Genomic DNA, 16,632 nt, shown 5'->3' on the forward strand with positions numbered 1-16,632 from the left:
GCACCGCCTCGTGTCCGTTTTCCCTACAGGCCGTTGACGCGGGCAATGCGGCCGTCGCCCGGGGACGGGCGGAAGTCGGGGCTCACCACGCGCCCCCGGCGGCCGCCACGGACCGGCCGCAGCCGGACCTGGGCCATCAACCGGCGGCTGCGCAGCGCCAGTTCCAGCTCGAAGCGGGTGCGCGGGTCCCGCAGGCCGGGCCCGAACAACTTCTCCAGCTGGCGCATCCGGTAGCGGACCGTCTGCGGGTGCACACTCAGCGCCTTGGCCGCCTCGGGCGCCCCGCCCCCCTCCAGCCAGGCCAGCAGGGTCACTTCGAGCCGCTCGCTCTGGCGCGGGGTCAGGTCCGCCAGCGGCCGGAGCCAGCGGGCGGCGAGTGCATGGGCCAGCGGCTCGTCCTGGAGCAGCAGCAGCGTGGAGAGGTGGTCGTCCACGAAGACGGTCCGGGCGTCCGGACCCGACCGGGCCTGCGCCGGGACCAGCGCGAGCAGACGCACCGCCCAGCGCAGGGAGGAAGCGGTGTCGCCGGGGGCCACCGGGTGGCCGACCACGGCGAGTCGGCCGCGCAGCGCGGAGTCCAGGGCGGTACGGGCCTCCGGGTCGGCGGTGGGAACGAGCAGGCAGGGCTGGCCCGCGACCATTCCGCCGAGGCAGTCGTCGAGGAGCGCCGCGAGCTGCTGGGTCTCACCGGGCGAGGCCAGGGCGACCGCCCGTACGGCGACCGGGAGGGGCCAGCCGGCCGGGCCGGCCAGTTCGGCGAGGACCGGTTCGCGGTGCGGGGCGTCATCCGTGAGCAGGGCGAAGAGCTCGCGCCGGGCGTGTTCGCGGACCGAGCCGAACCGCTGCAAGGGCACGGCCTGCAGAGGTGGCAACTCCCCCTGGTGGAAGGGCGCGTGCGGGGGTACGTGCGGGTGCGCCTGCGGGTGGGGCCGGGCGTGCCCGGCTTCGAAGTCGGCGGCCGTCGTGGCGGTGGGGCCGGGTCCGGGGCCCGGGCTGCCGGCCGGTGTCCGGTGGTCCGCAGGCTCCCGCGCGTCGTGCGCCGTGCCGGCTCCCTCGGCTCCGTCGGTCCCGCCGGTCCCCGTGCATCCGGAGCCGCCGGCACCCTCGCGGTAACCGAGGACGGTGAGCAGGGCCCCTTCCACCCTGCGTCTGACCACCTCGTCGCCGATCTCCTCGACGAGCGCCGAGAATCCGGGCACGGTCTCCCGTAGTTCCTCCACCATCCCCGCTGCCACGGTGGGCAGTTCCTTGCGCAGGACCCGGGTCCACTCGCCCCGCGGGCGGGACCAGATGCGGTTCAGAAGTTCGCACATTGTTACCTCGTTCAAGCCGGGGTATGGCCTGCCCCGTGGGACGGTGGCAAGCCCGCAGTCCCGCGGCATCGGCTCGATCGCCGTCGGGGAGGTGCGGCGGCGGATCAGGTGTCAACCCCGTCGCAACCGCACCACTGGAAGGGAATCTTCCGGGGATGTTCGATGCGATGGCTGTGCGAGGGCCAGAAATTATCACGTTTCGATAAATCCTGTGGAGGGCTTGCATACCTCCACGATGCTTCTGCACTCCGGCCCCCGCTCCCGGCCGGCCCGGTGGGCCAGGCGCCCATCTCCCGCCCGCCGAGGAGCGGTTACGACGTCGACCCCCGGACGCCGAGCGCGAGGTGGAAGTGCTCGGGCCCGGACGTATGGGAGACCACATGCCCCTGCTCCAGCCCCGCCTGCCCGGCCGCTCGCACCGGGCCCGCCGTACGAGAGGCCGTACCCGGCGCCATGCCGGAGCACCGTCCGGAGCGCGATCCGGCCCGGCGCGCGGCCCGATGCCCGGCGATGCACCCTCCGCCGGATCCGCCGCGGTGTCCCCGGCGGCCTCTACGCCGGCGTCGCCGAGCGCCTCCGGCCGGCGGGCGGTGCGGCGTCCGCCGCTGCTGTCCGCCGCCGGGGGGCCGCACCCCTCCGCCCTGGCCGCGGCAGCCCTCGCTGCCGCGGCCGCCCTGCTCGTGGCCGTCCGCGCCGGTGCGCTGACCCGGCTGTGGGACTTCCTCGACTACGGCGCCGGCGTGCTCTCGCTGGTCTCCCTCACCGGCGCCGTCCTGTGGGGCCTGGCGGCCACCGACCGCCGACTGCTCGCCTCCGGGCACCGGCTCGTCGCCCAGGCCGTGCACCGCGGCCTTGCCGTCGCCGGACTCGGCTTCCTCCTTCTGCACGTCTGGATCAAGGTCGAGCGGTCCCGGACCGACGCCGCCGCCGTGGTCCTGCCCTTCACCGACGGCCAGCGGCCGTTGCTCATCGGCCTCGGCAGCCTGGCCGGCTACGGGTTCGTCGCCGTGGCCGTCTCCGGAGCCGTCCGCGGCGCTTTCGCCGCCCGGGGGCGCTCGCTGTGGTGGCGGGCCCTGCACATGAGCGCGTACCCCGCCTGGGGGGCCTCCCTCGTGCACGGGCTCAAGTCCGGCCGTGCGGCGGGCAGTTGGGTGACGATCGGGTACGCCCTGTGCCTGCTCGCCGTCGCCGGCCTGCTGGCGCTGCGGCTGCGCGCGAAGCTCCGTACGCTCGGCGCCGCGGGACCGCGCACGAGGCCCGCCACCCCGCTGCGCGCGGACCCCGCGCGCCCCTCCGGCGGACCTGCCGCCGCGGCGCCGGTGCAGGCACCGCCGCACGCACCGGCCGTACCCGCCCGGGTGCCCGGGCAGGCGCCGCCGCGCCGGCCGGCGCCCTTCGTGCGCAGGCCCGCGGAGTGGGCGGCGGAACTGTTGACGGCACGCCTGACCCGGCAGCCGGGCCCCACCGTGTTCCCCGCCGGTCCCGGCCGGGTCGCGGATCCGTCCCCGGGACCGTCCGCCGAGCCCCTCGACGGCGCACGGAGCGGACGGTGAGCGGCTCCGGGACGCGACCGGCCCTCGGCTGTGTCGGCGGACCGCGCCTGCTGGCCGGGCTCGACACCTCCGAACGGCTCGACCGGGCCGGTCATCTGAGCGTGCACGGCGCACTGCCCCGCTACCCCTCCGAAGGGCTCGTCGAACTCGCCGAGGGCATAGCCCTCGGCGGGCGCGGGGGAGCGGGATTCCCCTTCGCCCGCAAGCTCCGGGCCGTCATCCGGTCCGCCCGGGCGCAGGACGGACGCAGCGCCGTGGTCGTCAACGGCACCGAGGGCGAACCGAGTTGCCTGAAGGACGCGGCCCTGCTCCTCTACGTGCCCCACCTCGTCCTCGACGGCGCGCTGGTGGCCGCCGCCGCGCTCGGCGCCGAGGACGTGGTCGTCGGTGTCACCCGGCCGGACGTGGAGCGCTCGCTCACCGAGGCCGTCGCCGAACGGGGCCCGGCCGGGCGGCGCGTGCGCGTCGTCCGGCTCCCCGAACGGTTCGTCACGGGGGAGGGCAGCGCCCTCGTGAACGGCCTGGACGGTGGACCCGGCGTCCCCTCCGGGCACCGGACACGGACCAGTGAACGGGGTCTCGGCGGCCTGCCCACCCTGCTGTCCAACGCGGAGACCTACGCACAGCTCGCCGTTGCCGCCCGCCTCGGCGCGCCCGAGTACGGCACGGCAGGACTGCCCGACGAACCCGGCACCACCCTGCTGACCGTCGCCGGGACCACCGTGGTCGAGGTGCCCCTGGGCACCTCCCTGGCCTACGTGCTGGACCTGTGCGGCACGCTGCCCGGACAGGGCGTGCTCGTCGGCGGGTTCCACGGCCGCTGGCTCGGCCCGGGGGCGGCCCGCGAGGCGCTGATCTCGCGGAAGTCACTGGCGGCGTACGACGCGGTACTGGGCGCGGGTGCGGTGCTCCCGCTGCCCGAGGACACCTGCCCGGCGGGCGAGGTGGCCCGGGTCGCGCGCTGGATGGCACGGGAGTCGGCGGGCCAGTGCGGCCCGTGCGTACGGGGACTGCCCTCGCTGGCCGACGCCGTGGAACGGCTCGTGGGCGGAGGCGGCGGTGCGGCCCTCGACGCGGTGCAGGCCCGGATGCGGGGCGTGCGCGGTCGGGGGGCGTGCTCCCACCCGGACGGCACGTCCTCGTTCGTGGCCTCGGCGCTCGCCGTGTTCCCCGAGGAGTTCCGCGACCACGCGCTCGGCAGCGGGTGCGGACGCCGTGTACTGGGCGCCCTGCCGCTGCCCGCCGACGAGAGCCCCGAACGGCTCGTCGTGGACTGGACGTTGTGCAAGGGCCACGGGCTGTGCGTGGACCTGCTGCCCGATGTGGTGCGGCTCGACGAGGACGGCTATCCGGCGCGCGGAGTCATGCCGGTCCCCGGCCCTTTGCGGCCGAAAGCACTGCGCGCGGTGCGCCGTTGCCCGGCACTCGCGCTCCGCATCCAGGAATGAGTTCACACTTTGGCGTGATCTGACAAATTCCCGCTCCATCGAATGCGGAAGTCCCCGCAGACCTTATGAATATTCCGACGGAAGAACAGCGTGCCGGATGAAAACCGAAGGAGAGAACCATGGGCAACAGGAACCGGGCGACCGCGGCCGCCGCCGGATCGGTGCTGACGGTGCTTCTGCTCGCGTCGGGATGCGGCAGCGGTGACGACGGGGCCCGTACGGTGACCGTCCGGCCGGCGGGCGCGGAACGGGCGGTGGGCCACAGCGCCGGCGCCGGTGCCGGTGAGGGCTACGGCGAGGCCTACGGGGAGGGCGCGGAAGCGGAGGCGGACACGGAGACGGACGCGACGGAGGCAGGCAAGCTCTCGGTCCGGGAGATCCCCGGGGTCGGCAGCGTGGCCACGGACGCGGCCGGATCCACGCTCTACCGCTTCGACAAGGACACCGCCCAGCCGCCCCGCTCGAACTGCGAGGGCGCCTGCGCCACCCTCTGGCCCGCCGTGCCGGCGGACGGGGCCCAGGCCCCTGACGGTGCGAACGCGGGGCTGCTCGGCTCGGTCGACCGGGCCGACGGCACCCGCCAGCTCACGATCGCGGGGTGGCCCGTGTACCGGTACGCCAAGGACGAGCGGCCCGGCGAGACGAAGGGTGAGGGCGTCGGCGGCACCTGGCACGCGCTGGGGGCGGACGGCGGAAAGGCCGCCGACGCCGATAAGGCGGACACCGGTAAAGCGGATGCAGGTAAACCGGACGCGGGTAAATCGGACGCCGGAAAGGAAGCCGCACCGCTCTCCGCCGTCGACGACCCCAAACTCGGAAAGCTCTTGGTGGACGGACAGGGGCGCACCCTCTACCGGTTCGGAAAGGACAGTGCCTGGCCGATGAAATTCGGCTGCCTCGACGCCTGCCTGAACACGTGGAAACCCGCCGCACCCGTGGAAGCCGACAAGGCCGTCGGAATTCCCGCCGGGCTGGTCGGTTCCGCCGAACGCCCCGACGGAACCAGCCAATTGACGATCGACTGCTGGCCCGTCTACCTCTTCACCGGCGACACCGCACCGGGCCAGACCAATGGACAGGGCCTGCAGGGCCTCTGGTTCGCGGTGAACGACGCGGGCAAGAAGATCGCGGCGGCGGGCTGACCGGCCGTGCCGGACACGGGAATGCGGGCATCCCGAGTGACCCGCACGGTCGCGCTGCTCGCCGCCCTCCTCTGCGCGGGATGCGCGGGCTGTACGACAGGAGCGAGCAGCGCGGGCAGCGCGAGCCCCGGGGGCGGGGGGCGAGCGGCGTCCCCGCCCCCCGCCCCCGAGCCGCTGGACCGGATCGCTGCCGCGCTGGGCTGCAACCCCGAGGTGACGGTCGACGCGCAGGAGGTGCGCGAGGGCGCCTGCGCGGTGGGGGCCCAGGCCTTCCGGCTGGCCACCTTCAGCACGGCGGAGGGCCGGGCCGCGTGGCTGACGGAGTCACGGCAGTACGGGGGCACGTACCTCGTCGGCGAGCGCTGGGTCGTCACGGCGCCCTCGGCGGAGGCCCTGACCCCGGCCCGGGACCGCCTCGGCGGAACCCTGGACTCGGCGCCGGCCCACACCCACGGCGCCCACCCCGACGGCGCCCACACCGACGCTGCTCACCCCGACGGGGCTCAGCCCTTGGTGATCCGGACCACGCCGGTCTCGGTGCCCTGATAGAGGGTGCCGTCGGGGCCGGTGGTACCGGTCATCTGCAGCGGGTTGTAGACCAGCCCGATGCCCAGGAAGGAGCTCGTGAGCTGCGCTCCCGTGGCCGGGTCCAGCACCGAATGGTGGTACGAGGCGAAGGTGTTGAGGCCCGCGCTGCCCGTGGGCCCGGTGACCGAGACGGTGTAGATCTTGCCGTCTGCCACCGAAAGCCGGGGCAGGGCCGCGGACTTCACCGAGCTGTTCCACACCAGGGTGCAGCCGGTCCCCGCGGCGTTGATGTCGACGCGGCTGAGACCGCCGTCGAAGTTCGCGGACGCCGGCTTGCTCGCCGGAGCGCCGGCGGGCAGGGCCGGGTAGGGGTAGCCGTAGGTGTTGGTGACGAAGATGCTGCGGCCGGAGGCGATGACGGCGTCCTCGGTCCCGCTGTTGGCGTACTGGGTGAGCACCGGGGTGGAGCAGATCGGCACCGGACCGCCGTCCACCCGGTAGACGAGCAGGTTCTCGTGCGGGGCGGCGTTGTCGGTGATGGTGACGTACTCCGTCCCGTCGCCCGGCCCGAAGAAGCTCGGGGTGGCGCCGGTGCCCCAGCTGAGCTGGCCGGGCTTGCGGGCCGGGCCGCGGTCGTACGGGGCCCGCCAGTCGATGACGGGGGTGCCGTCGGGCGCCTCGGAGAGGAGGTACAGCGCGTGGTCGGTGGCGACGGCGGTGTGACCCGGAACGGTGGAGATGCTGTTCTGCACGCCTTCGCCGGTGGCGAGGGTGCGGACCGTGCCGGTGTCCGTGTCCGCGGTGCCGATCACGCCGCCGGTGGTGGCGAACCAGACCTTGCCGTTCCAGGCGGGGGCCAGGCCCACGATGTTGTCGCCGGCGGGCACGGCGCCCGCGAGCGGGGTGGACTGGTCGACCGTCAACGCCCAGCCGCTGCCGGTGCGGTGGTGGCCGATGCGGACGAGGTTGCTGTTCCCGTCCACGGCGACCAGCCGGTCGTTGTTGTCGAGGTAGGAGTAGACGCCGCCGAACAGGCTGCCCTTGGGCAGGGCGAGGGAGGCCAGGTCGGCCCCGCTCGCCGGATCCAGCAGGTGCGCGGTCGGGGTCTGCCCGAAAATGGTGGTGCAGAGGGTGACCACGTAGCCGTCGGCGCCGACCACGATGGTCGGGCAGGCCGAGGCCAGCGCGGTGCGGGAGTAGGCGATCTTCCCCGTGCCGGGGCCCGGGTAGGGCGTGGTGTCGCTGGACGCGCTGTCCCCGTGCATGCCGGCGGTGCCGTTGCCCGCGGTGGCGGGGTTCCGGGGCGGCAGCGGACCGAACGCCGTGGCGTCGGCGGAGGCGGTGGCGGCCGTACCGCCCAGCGTACTCAGCGCCACGGCGAAGGTGAGGGCGAGCGCGGCGAAGCGCCCGCCCTTGGGACGGGAAAACGGCATGGGGAAGTCCTAGAACGGAGGAGGGAGGCAGACGGAGAAGGCGGAGCGGAATGCGCGGTCAGCTGACGCGGCGGCAGCCAGTTGTGGTGGCCCGGGCCGTGCTCCGTACGGCGGTGGCTCACCGGTACGGCTCCAGCAGCGACGCTAGCCGGTGCCTTCGCCGCCGGACCAGGGCTCCGGGCCACACCGCATGCCATGTTCATGATCCCGAAGCACCCGTGAAACAGTCGGCCCCCGGCCCGGGACGGCGGACGCCGGCGCGACGCGCCGCCGACGCCCGAGAACACGGATGCCGCACGGAAGGTACGTACGGTCGGAGCACTCGTACCCGCCCCGCCCCCACGCCCCGAACCGCCCCTCCTCGAACCCCCACGCCCCGAACCGCCCCGCCCGTCGTTGAGCGGAGACTCACAGATGGCACAGTCCACCCCCCTCGCCCTCAAGCCCGGCACGGCCTGGGCCGATGCCTGGAAGCGCGCACTCGTCGCGGCCCCGGAGGCCTTCCGCGAGGACCGCGTCCTGAACCTCTGGGCCGGCGCCTGGCAGAGCGACGGCCACGCCCTTCCCGCCACCAGCCCCGTGGACGGCAGTCCGATCGCGGGACCGCCCCGGCTCGACGCGGGCACCGCCACCAAGGCGGTACGCGCCTCCCTCGACCAGCACCGTGCCTGGCGGCAGGTCCCGGCGGCCGAACGCCGGGCCCGGGTCATCGCCGCGCTCGACGCCCTCGCCGGGCACCGCGACCTGCTCGCCCTGCTCCTGGTGTGGGAGATCGGCAAGCCCTGGCGCCTCGCGTGTGCGGACGTGGACCGGGCCGTCGAGGGAGTGCGCTGGTACGTGGACCACATCGACGCCATGCTGGAGGGCCGGACCCCGCTCGACGGCCCGGTCTCCAACATCGCCAGCTGGAACTACCCCATGTCCGTCCTGGTCCACGCGATGCTCGTGCAGGCCCTCGCGGGCAATGCCGTCATCGCCAAGACCCCCACCGACGGGGGCCTGGCCTGCCTGACCCTCGCCTGCGCGCTCATCCACCGCGAGAACATCCCGGTCACCCTGGTCAGCGGCAGCGGCGGCGAACTCTCCGAGGCACTCGTCCGCTCCCCGGAGATCGGCTGCGTCTCCTTCGTCGGCGGCCGCGACACCGGAGCCCGCATCGCCACCGCCCTCACCGACCTCGGCAAACGCCACATCCTCGAACAGGAGGGCCTCAACACCTGGGGCATCTGGGAACACACCGACTGGACCGCCCTGGGCGCCGCCATCCCGAAGCTCTTCGACTACGGCAAGCAGCGCTGCACCGCCTACCCCCGGTTCGTCGTCCAGCGCACCGCCTTCGACGCCTTCCTCGCCGCCTACCTCCCCGCCGTCTCCGCCGTCCGCACCGGACACCCCCTCGCCGTGGCCCACCCCGGCGACCCGCTGCCCGAGCTGGACTTCGGTCCCCTCATCAACAGCGCCAAGGCCGCGGAACTCACCGGGCACGCCGCGGAGGCCATCGACCGCGGCGCCGTCCCCCTCTTCCGCGGGACCCTGGACCCGGCCCGTTTCCTACCGGGCCAGGACACCTCCGCCTACGTGGCCCCGCTGACCCTCCTCAGCCCGCCGGCCTCCTCGCCCCTGTACCACGCGGAGCCCTTCGGGCCGGTCGACACGATCGTGCTCGTCGACACGGAGGCCGAGCTGCTGGCGGCCATGAACGCCTCCAACGGAGCCCTGGTCGCCACCCTCTCCACCGACGACCCGGCCACCTTCGGCCGTCTCGCACCCGAGATCCGCGCCTTCAAGACCGGCCACGGGGTGCCCCGCTCGCGCGGGGACCGCGAGGAGCTGTTCGGCGGGTTCGGCGCCTCCTGGCGGGGCGCCTTCGTCGGCGGCGAGCTGCTGGTCCGCGCGGTCACCCACGGACCCGCCGGCGAACGCCTCCCGGGCAACTTCCCCGAGTATCAGCTGATGCCCTGAGGGGACGCCGAGGAGGCGCTGCACCGGGGCCCGGGCACCCTGATTACAGTGAGATCACCGCCGAGCCGCGCGGAACGCCAAGGGGGCGGACCGCCGCGGCCCGGCAAGAGCCTGGAATGGAGCCGCAGATGGAGAGTCCCAGCCGTACCGCGCTGATCGAGGACCTGATGGGGCGCTTCCCGCACGTGCCCCGGGAAGCCGTGATCAAGGAAGACCTCCTGCGGGGCGGCATGGCCTTCGACCCGTCCGCGCTCAGCGGGGGCGCCGACGGTGCCTCCGGCGACGTCAAGCCGAAGTCCTACTTCATCTTCTCCTTCGACCACCGCACCCTCCCGGAGCTCGGCGCCGCGGCGCTGAACCGGCCGCCGGAGGAGATCGTGCTGACCGGCGGCCCGTACGGACTGCGCCGCACCGTGGTCTCCGTACGGGTCAACCCGGACTCCCCGTACGTGGTGCGCGGCGGGGAGGACGGCGCGCTGGGCCTCTACCTGGACGGCGCACGGATCGCGGACGTCGGCCTGCCGCCGATGCCGGAGTACTACCGGCACAAGCTGTCGAACGGCAAGTCCGTGATGGAGGTCGCGCCGACCATCCAGTGGGGCTACCTCATCTATCTGACGGTCTTCCGGGTGTGCCAGTACTTCGGCGCCAAGGAGGAGTGCCAGTTCTGCGACATCAACCACAACTGGCGCCAGCACAAGGCGGCCGGCCGCCCCTACACCGGCGTGAAGCCGGTCGACGAGGTGCTGGAGGCACTGGAGATCATCGACCGGTACGACACGGCGGGCATCTCCCGGGCCTACACCCTCACGGGCGGCTCGATCACCTCCCAGGTCGGCGGCCGTGACGAGGCCGACTTCTACGGCCAGTACGCGCAGGCCATCGAGGAGCGCTTCCCCGGCCGCTGGACCGGCAAGGTCGTCGCGCAGGCCCTGCCCCGCGACGCCGTGCAGCGCTTCCACGACCACGGGATCAAGATCTACCACCCCAACTTCGAGGTGTGGGACGAGTACCTGTTCAAGCTCCACTGCCCGGGCAAGGAGCGCTACGTCGGCCGCGACGAATGGCACCGCAGGATCCTGGACTCCACCGAGGTGTTCGGCCCGCGCAACGTGATCCCGAACTTCGTGGCGGGCATCGAGATGGCCGAACCCTTCGGGTTCACCAAGGTCAGCGAGGCCATCGCGTCGACCCAGGAGGGCCTGCGGTTCTTCATGTCGCACGGTGTCGTCCCGCGCTTCACCACCTGGTGCCCGGAGCCGACGACTCCGCTCGGCAAGGCGAACCCGCTGGGCGCGCCCCTGGAGTACCACGTCCGCCTGCTGGAGACCTACCGCGCGACACTGGAGGAGTTCGGCCTGAGCTCCCCGCCCGGCTACGGCCCGGCCGGCCCCGGCCGCGCGGTGTTCTCCGTCTCCTCCTTCATGGACAGCCTGGAGGGGCTGGAGGCGAAGGAGGAGACCACCACCTGACGGGTCCCGCTCAGACGTCGAGCACCAGGTCCGAGGTCGGCAGGGACTGGCAGGTCAGGACGTCGGTGTCGGGCAGGTCCTCCGAGGGGGTCACCAGGTGCGCGGCCGTGCCCTTCAGCACGCTGCAGGCACAGCTCTCGCACTGCCCGACCCGGCATCCGCTCGGCATGGCGACCCCGGCCGCCTCGCCGAGGGCGAGGAGCGGGCCGTCGTTCTTGCGCCAGACGGCGCTGCGTCCGGACCGGGCGAAGGTGACGGTGTACTCGGCGCCGTCGGGCACGGTCACCTCCTGCCGGGCCGGGCGGAACTTCTCGCTGAACACCTCGAAGCGGGGGACACCGCGCGCGGTCAGGGCGCCGGTGAGGGCGTCGAGCATGGGCTGCGGTCCGCACATGTAGAAGCGGGCCCGCCGCTCGATGAGACCGGGGTCGATGTCGTCGACCGTGATGAACCCGGTGCGGTCGTAGTCGCGGCCGGCCACCTCGTCCGGTCCGGGTGCGGCGTAGTGGTCGACGACCGTCAGCGCCGGTATGCGGGCGGCCAGCTCGCGCAGCCGGTCCCGGAAGGGATGGTCGGCCGCGTTGTTGTTGCCGTAGTGCAGGACGACCTCGGGGACCGTGCCGCCGGTGGCGGCGAGGGTTTCGAGGTAGCTCAGGAACGGGGTGATCCCGATGCCGCCGGCCAGGAGCACGACCGGGTTGCGGGTGTGCGTCGGGATGGCGAAGACGCCGCCCGGGCTCGCCAGGTGGAGCCGGTCGCCGACCCGGAGCTGCTCGTGCACCCGGGTGGAGAAGGCCCCGCCGGGGATGTGGCGCACGGCGAGCCCGTAGTCGGTGCGGCCGGCCGCGAGGGCGGGTCCGGTCAGGGAGTAGCTGCGGCCGTCCGCGGGGTCCTGGAGGGTGCCGTCCGGGTTTTCGGCGCGCACGGTCAGGTGCTGGCCGGGCCGGTAGTCGGGGAGGGCTCCGCCGTCCTCGGGGGTCAGCCGCAGGGCGCGGATGCCGGTGCTCACCTCGGTGAGGGCCGTGACCGTGAAGGGGCGGGTTCCCCGCCAGGTGCCGTCGCCCTGCACGGGGCTGATCCGGCAGGCCGCCGCGCGCATGGGTGCCGAGCCGCTGAGCGGGTCGGTGTCGGTGTGGTCGATGAGCCGGTTGAAGTTGCTGCCCGACGGGGCGGTCGGGTCGGCGCCCGGCAGGGCGAGGTCGGGGGCCTCCTGCCACCAGCCGTACTCGCCGACGACGACGGAGGGGTGCAGGGAGTCGTCGAAGCGGGCGCGCAGCCGGATGGAACCGCGGCGCGTGGCGAGCTCCAGCCACTGGCCCTCGCCGATGCCGTGGGCGGCGGCCGTGCTGGGGTGCAGGTCCACCGAGGGGTCGGTGGCCCGGCGGCGCAGCGAGGTCAGGGAGCGCTGCTGGCTGTGCACGAAGTACCCGTGCTTGGCGCAGGTCAGCACGAGGGGGTACGCGGCGTCCGTGGGCGCGGGGTCGTGGTGCTCGGGCACCGCCGGGTATCCGTGCTCCAGCAGCCTTTCGGAGTACAGCTCGATGCGCCGGGTCGGCGTGGCGAAGCCGGTCACCGCGTCCGCGCCGGCTGCCGCGGGGGCGGCGTACTTGCGGTAGGACTCCTCGCGGGGGACCCGGACGCCGCCCGGGCGGCCGCGCAGTTCCCCGACGGTCAGGCCCAGCGGTTCGAGCTGCCAGTTCCAGGCCGCCTCGATGTCCCCGTCGAAGAACTCCGCGCCCATCCCGAGGCGGCAGGCGAGATCGAAGACGAACTCCGTGTCGCTGCGGGACTCGCCCTGCGGCTCGACCATCCGCGGCCGGAGCTGCACCTGCTCCTGGGCCCGGTGGCTGACTTCGAAGCCGAAGCGCAGGGCCTCGTGCTCGTAGGAGCTGTTGACCGGCAGGACGATGTCGGCGCTGGTGCTGGTCGGGTTGTGGAAGAGGTCGAGGTGGACCTGGAAGTCGAGCGCGGCCAGGGCCCGCGCCGTGCGGTCGGAGTCGGGCTGGGCGACGACCAGGTTGGATCCGAAGCCGATAAGGGCCCGGACGGGGTACGGCCTGCCCGTCTCGACGGCGGTGCACAGGTCGCCGGAGTTGATGTAGCCGAAGGCGGGCGGGCCCAGCGGGTGCTTGTCGAGACCGAGGGCCTTGGCGCGCTGTTCCGGGGCGAACTGGGCGAAGGAAGCCGCCGGGTTGCAGGCCGGGGCGGGGACGACGTGATTGCCGCCCGGGGCGTCGTAGGAGCCGGTCAGCGCGTAGAGGGTGGCCAGGGCACGCTCGGTCTGCGCGGCGTTCGCGCTCTGCCCCACTCCGGTCCACCCGTAGTAGGTGACCGAGGGGGCGGCCGCGATCTCCGCGGCGAGGGCGCGGATCTCCCGCTCGGGGATCCAGGTGGTGGCCGCGACCCGGTCCGGAGTCCACGCCGCGCAGGCGGCGGCGTACCGCTCGAAGGCGGGCGCGCAGTCGACGACCGAGCCGTCGCGCAGGGTGACGGCCCGCGTGCCGCGCAGCGCGAAGCGCTCGGGGCGGTCGGCGGCGCGTGCGGTGTCGTAGGCCTCGGCCCGGCCGGTCTCCTCGTCGAAGACGACGAAGGCGGTGCTCACGGTGTCCGTGCCGGGGAGCTCCGCCGCGCGCAGGAACCGGCCGGTGTCGGCGCGGACGAGGAGGGGGGCGTTGGTCCAGGCGCGGACGAAGGCCGCGTCGTAGCCCTCGTCGGCGATGAGCAGGTGGGCCAGGCCCAGGGCGAGCGCGGCGTCGGTGCCCGGCCGTACCCGCAGCCAGTGGTCGGACCGCAGCGCGCTGGTCGAGCGGCGCGGGTCCACCACGGCCAGCTTCGCGCCCTTCGCCTGGGCGGCGGAGAGGGCGGCGGACTGGGAGAGCCAGGTCTTGGCCGGGTTGAAGCCCCACAGCAGGGCGAGGTCGGTGTTCGCGTAGTCGGGCGGCGGGATCGGCGAGCCGAAGGTGAAGGCGTGCGCGAAGTCCTTGTGCCAGTTGCAGATCTCCGCGCTGTAGACCGTGTTCGGGCTGCCGAAGAGGCGTACGAAGCGCTCGATCCACTCGGTGGCGTCCGACACCATGGTCCCCGAGGGCGTGGCCACGGCGAAGGCCACCGATTCGGGGCCGTTCTCCGCGGCGATCGCCCCGACCTTCGCGGCGATCTCCTCCATCGCCTCGTCCCAGGAAATGGGCACCCAGCCCGGGTCCGGGTCGGACTTGGGGTTGGTCCGGCGCAGCGGGGTGGTCAGCCGCCGGGTGCTGTGCGCGATCTCGGGGGCGGAGCGCCCCTTGGGACACATAGCGGTGCCCGTGGGATGGTCGGGGTCGGGTCGCACGCCGGTGAGGCGGCCGTCCTCAATGGTGAAGATCGCGCCGCAGCGCGACTTGCAGAGGGTGCAGAAACCCCTCTTCTCTTCGGACACGGACACGACGTTCTCCCTGCTCGCGGACCTCCTTCCAGTGAACTCTCCGTCGGACGGGACGGGCATCCGGCGATGGTCGCGAAGGTAACAGCGGAAGACCCGGCCGGCCGGGACCTCCGCCCCGGGCCGAACGGGTCGTTCACGCTGGTCAGGGGAGGTTCAGGGGTGTCGTCTGCGGACCAGGCGGAAGGCGGCGTAGAGGACGGTGGCAGCTAGGGCCAGGAGGATGGAGGTCTCGATGAGCTGGGTCGGCCAGGAGTGCGAGGCCGGGTGGAAGTCCAGGTACCTGGCGGTGATGTTCAGGTCGGCGGGGCAGTCGGCCGCCGGGTCCCTCGGGTTGAAGCAGGCGTTCTCGGAAAGGCGCTCACCTGCGGAGTTGAGGTAGCCGGTGTCCATCATCAAGGCAGAGCCGGGCAACAGCGGACCGGGGTTCCCCGGGTAGGGTGCGGTCCTCGTCACCACGGGCAGGAACAACCAGCGCAGCGCGCCGAGGACCAGCAGCACGAGACCTGTGAGGAAACCCGTGACCGCCATGGCCGCCAGCGTCCGCCGGACCAGTTGTCCGATCAAGGCGCCGAGGGCCACGCCGAGCACGCAGTAGCCGAGGAGTACCGGGCCGGTGGCTTCGTACGGTCCGCGGTCGGCCCAGTGGAGCTGCCAGGTCCCGCTCACCGTCACCCAGCCCAGGCGGTAAACCCCGATCAGAGCGACCGAGCCGAGTACCGAGACGGCGGCTGCCAACAGGACCTTCGAGCCGAGCCAGGCCTTCGCCGTCGTGGACTGGGTGAGGGCGAGCCGCCAGGTCCCGCTCTCCAGCTCACGGGCGACCATCGGTCCGGCGACGAAGGCCCCGACCAGCAACGGGAGGAAGAGCAGGGTGTTGCCCGCGTACTCCATGAAGACCCGGAGCATCCCCCACGCCTGGTCCTGCGACGCCGACCGGTGCATCCCGTCGGAGTCCGGATCGCCGAGCCCCACGCGCAGCGCGACCACCACGACGAGGCCCACGGCCAGAAGCGCGGGCACCGCCCACAGCACCCGGCGGTGCTGGCGGACCACCACCCAGTACGGGCCCTTCAGCGTCAGCGTGCTCATGCCGACACCTCCTCAGCGGCATCGGCGTCCACGGCGAACGCCGGGGCTTCGGGTGCGCGCAGATGGGCGAGCAGGAGTTCCTCCAGGGACGGACGGGCCGTCTGCCAGGTACCGCTGTCTACGGGGCCCTGCGGGCGGACGAGCGCCGTGAGCTGCCGGCCCGTCGCGCGGGCTTCGACGACGGTGTGCCCGGAGAGCTCCTCGCGGGCGGCGGCGGGACCGGTGAGCAGCAGGTGCGCCGCACCGATCCCGTCGATGGGGCCGGCGAGGCGGATCCGGCCGCCGTCCACCAGCAGGAGGTGGTCGCAGGCGCCCTCCAGCTCGGTGAGGATGTGCGAGGACATCACCACGGAGGTGCCGTTCTCGGCGGCGTCGGCCATCAGCGTGCCCATGAGCCGGTGCCGGGCCAGCGGATCGAGGTCGGCCATCGGCTCGTCGAGCAGGAGCAGGCCCGGGCGCTTGCCGAGGGCCAGGGCGAGGGCGACCCGGGTGCGCTGGCCGCCAGAGAGGGAGCGGACCTTCGCGTGCGGGTCGAGGTCCCCCGCCTCCACGATCTGCTGCGCCCTGCCCGCGTCCCAGCGGCCGGGGTTGAGCTCGCGCCCCATGCGCAGCGTCTCGCCGACGGTGAGCTGCGGGTAGAGCGGCTTGTCCTGGGCGACGTAGGCCAGTTCCTCGCGCCTGACCGAGCGGAGGTATCCCTCCGTCGCTGACACCAGCCCGGCCGCGATGGTCAACAGGGTGGACTTTCCAGCTCCGTTGGGGCCCACGAGGGCGCAGACCCGGCCCTCGGGCAGCCGGAAGGAGCAGTCGCGCAGCGCCCAGCCTCCCCGGCGTCCGTAGCGCAGGCCGAGGCCCTCCGCCTCGATCACGGTGTGCGTCATGCGTTGTCGTCCCCCTTGAAGTGCTCTTCCAGTACGGCCGAGAACAGCGCGGCCGCGTCCTCCCGCTCCATCCCGGCCCCCCGTGCCCGCCGCGCCCAGTCCGTGAGTTCGGCGAGCAGCGGGGATTGCGCCGGGGCGCCGCCCAGGGACCTGCGGATGAAGGTGCCCAGTCCCCGCTTCGCCTCGACGAGGCCCTCGCGTTCCAGCTCGCGGTAGGCCTTGAGGACGGTGTTCGGGTTGATGGCGGTGGCCTCGACGACCTCGCGTGCGGTCGGCAGCTTGTCGCCGGGCTCCAACAGGCCCAGGCGCAGGGCCTGTTTGGTCTGCTGGACGATCTGCAGGTACGTGGCGATGCCGCTGCGCCGGTCGATGCGGTACTCGAGCACG

General features: G+C 73.5%; 12 protein-coding genes. 6 read left to right on the forward strand and 6 right to left on the reverse strand.

Annotated elements, in window-relative coordinates; all coding sequences use genetic code 11:
- Window positions 1-23: 23 nt before the first annotated feature.
- Window positions 24-1,313, reverse strand: a complete 1,290-nt coding sequence (locus ACFWNV_RS02910; RefSeq protein ID WP_383939532.1) for a PucR family transcriptional regulator — start codon at window positions 1,311-1,313, stop codon at window positions 24-26.
- 500 nt (window positions 1,314-1,813) lie between these two features.
- Between ACFWNV_RS02910 and ACFWNV_RS02915 the strand changes: the two genes are divergently transcribed.
- The 4 genes from ACFWNV_RS02915 to ACFWNV_RS02930 all read left to right on the forward strand — a co-directional run bounded on the left by ACFWNV_RS02915 (window position 1,814) and on the right by ACFWNV_RS02930 (window position 6,002).
- Window positions 1,814-2,866, forward strand: coding sequence for a hypothetical protein (locus ACFWNV_RS02915; protein WP_383939535.1), 1,053 nt, complete (start codon window positions 1,814-1,816; stop codon window positions 2,864-2,866).
- On the forward strand, window positions 2,863-4,314 hold the full coding sequence (locus tag ACFWNV_RS02920) for an NADH-ubiquinone oxidoreductase-F iron-sulfur binding region domain-containing protein (protein ID WP_383939538.1): 1,452 nt from the start codon (window positions 2,863-2,865) through the stop codon (window positions 4,312-4,314). Before ACFWNV_RS02915 ends, ACFWNV_RS02920 begins: the two co-directional genes overlap by 4 nt.
- A gap of 119 nt (window positions 4,315-4,433) precedes the next feature.
- A complete protein-coding gene (locus tag ACFWNV_RS02925) occupies window positions 4,434-5,456 on the forward strand; it encodes an SCO0930 family lipoprotein (protein WP_383939541.1) in 1,023 nt (340 codons plus the stop codon).
- Window positions 5,457-5,477: 21 nt separating this feature from the next.
- Entirely contained in the window at window positions 5,478-6,002 is a 525-nt protein-coding gene (locus ACFWNV_RS02930) for a hypothetical protein (protein ID WP_383939543.1), read from the forward strand.
- Here ACFWNV_RS02930 and ACFWNV_RS02935 read toward each other — a convergent pair.
- Entirely contained in the window at window positions 5,960-7,417 is a 1,458-nt protein-coding gene (locus ACFWNV_RS02935) for a hypothetical protein (protein WP_383939546.1), read from the reverse strand. The two genes, ACFWNV_RS02930 and ACFWNV_RS02935, sit on opposite strands and share 43 nt — an antisense overlap.
- A gap of 414 nt (window positions 7,418-7,831) precedes the next feature.
- Here ACFWNV_RS02935 and ACFWNV_RS02940 point away from each other — a divergent pair, with 414 nt between their 5' ends.
- Together ACFWNV_RS02940 and ACFWNV_RS02945 are read left to right on the forward strand one after the other, a co-directional pair.
- Window positions 7,832-9,379, forward strand: coding sequence for an aldehyde dehydrogenase family protein (locus ACFWNV_RS02940; protein ID WP_383939549.1), 1,548 nt, complete (start codon window positions 7,832-7,834; stop codon window positions 9,377-9,379).
- 128 nt (window positions 9,380-9,507) lie between these two features.
- Window positions 9,508-10,851, forward strand: a complete 1,344-nt coding sequence (locus ACFWNV_RS02945; RefSeq protein ID WP_383939552.1) for a radical SAM protein — start codon at window positions 9,508-9,510, stop codon at window positions 10,849-10,851.
- Between the two features lie 10 nt (window positions 10,852-10,861).
- Here the strand turns inward: ACFWNV_RS02945 and ACFWNV_RS02950 are convergent, their stop codons facing one another.
- From ACFWNV_RS02950 to ACFWNV_RS02965, 4 genes are all read right to left on the reverse strand, one after another.
- Window positions 10,862-14,275, reverse strand: coding sequence for a molybdopterin-dependent oxidoreductase (locus ACFWNV_RS02950; RefSeq protein ID WP_383939555.1), 3,414 nt, complete (start codon window positions 14,273-14,275; stop codon window positions 10,862-10,864).
- 153 nt (window positions 14,276-14,428) lie between these two features.
- Window positions 14,429-15,364 carry an ABC transporter permease gene (locus ACFWNV_RS02955; protein ID WP_383939557.1) on the reverse strand — a complete coding sequence of 312 codons (936 nt, stop codon included), beginning with the start codon at window positions 15,362-15,364 and terminating at the stop codon, window positions 14,429-14,431.
- Entirely contained in the window at window positions 15,361-16,245 is an 885-nt protein-coding gene (locus ACFWNV_RS02960) for an ABC transporter ATP-binding protein (protein ID WP_383939560.1), read from the reverse strand. Before ACFWNV_RS02960 ends, ACFWNV_RS02955 begins: the two co-directional genes overlap by 4 nt.
- Window positions 16,242-16,631: a GntR family transcriptional regulator gene (locus ACFWNV_RS02965; RefSeq protein WP_383939563.1), complete on the reverse strand. Its 390-nt coding sequence runs from the start codon at window positions 16,629-16,631 to the stop codon at window positions 16,242-16,244. The genes ACFWNV_RS02960 and ACFWNV_RS02965 overlap by 4 nt, the downstream gene beginning before the upstream one ends.
- Between the last annotated feature and the right edge of the window lies 1 nt (window position 16,632).

Origin of the sequence: Streptomyces sp. NPDC058401 (assembly GCF_042722885.1) — a bacterium.
GTDB lineage: Bacteria > Actinomycetota > Actinomycetes > Streptomycetales > Streptomycetaceae > Streptomyces.

What these genes read in the sequence shown, in the direction of transcription:
- ACFWNV_RS02940 (WP_383939549.1), top strand. Translation starts at nt 7,832, where the DNA reads ATGGCACAGTCCACCCCCCTCGCCCTCAAGCCCGGCACGGCCTGGGCC.
- ACFWNV_RS02915 (WP_383939535.1), top strand. Translation starts at nt 1,814, where the DNA reads ATGCCCGGCGATGCACCCTCCGCCGGATCCGCCGCGGTGTCCCCGGCG.
- ACFWNV_RS02910 (WP_383939532.1), bottom strand. Translation starts at nt 1,313, where the DNA reads ATGTGCGAACTTCTGAACCGCATCTGGTCCCGCCCGCGGGGCGAGTGG.
- ACFWNV_RS02925 (WP_383939541.1), top strand. Translation starts at nt 4,434, where the DNA reads ATGGGCAACAGGAACCGGGCGACCGCGGCCGCCGCCGGATCGGTGCTG.
- ACFWNV_RS02930 (WP_383939543.1), top strand. Translation starts at nt 5,478, where the DNA reads ATGCGGGCATCCCGAGTGACCCGCACGGTCGCGCTGCTCGCCGCCCTC.
- ACFWNV_RS02935 (WP_383939546.1), bottom strand. Translation starts at nt 7,417, where the DNA reads ATGCCGTTTTCCCGTCCCAAGGGCGGGCGCTTCGCCGCGCTCGCCCTC.
- ACFWNV_RS02960 (WP_383939560.1), bottom strand. Translation starts at nt 16,245, where the DNA reads ATGACGCACACCGTGATCGAGGCGGAGGGCCTCGGCCTGCGCTACGGA.
- ACFWNV_RS02945 (WP_383939552.1), top strand. Translation starts at nt 9,508, where the DNA reads ATGGAGAGTCCCAGCCGTACCGCGCTGATCGAGGACCTGATGGGGCGC.
- ACFWNV_RS02955 (WP_383939557.1), bottom strand. Translation starts at nt 15,364, where the DNA reads ATGAGCACGCTGACGCTGAAGGGCCCGTACTGGGTGGTGGTCCGCCAG.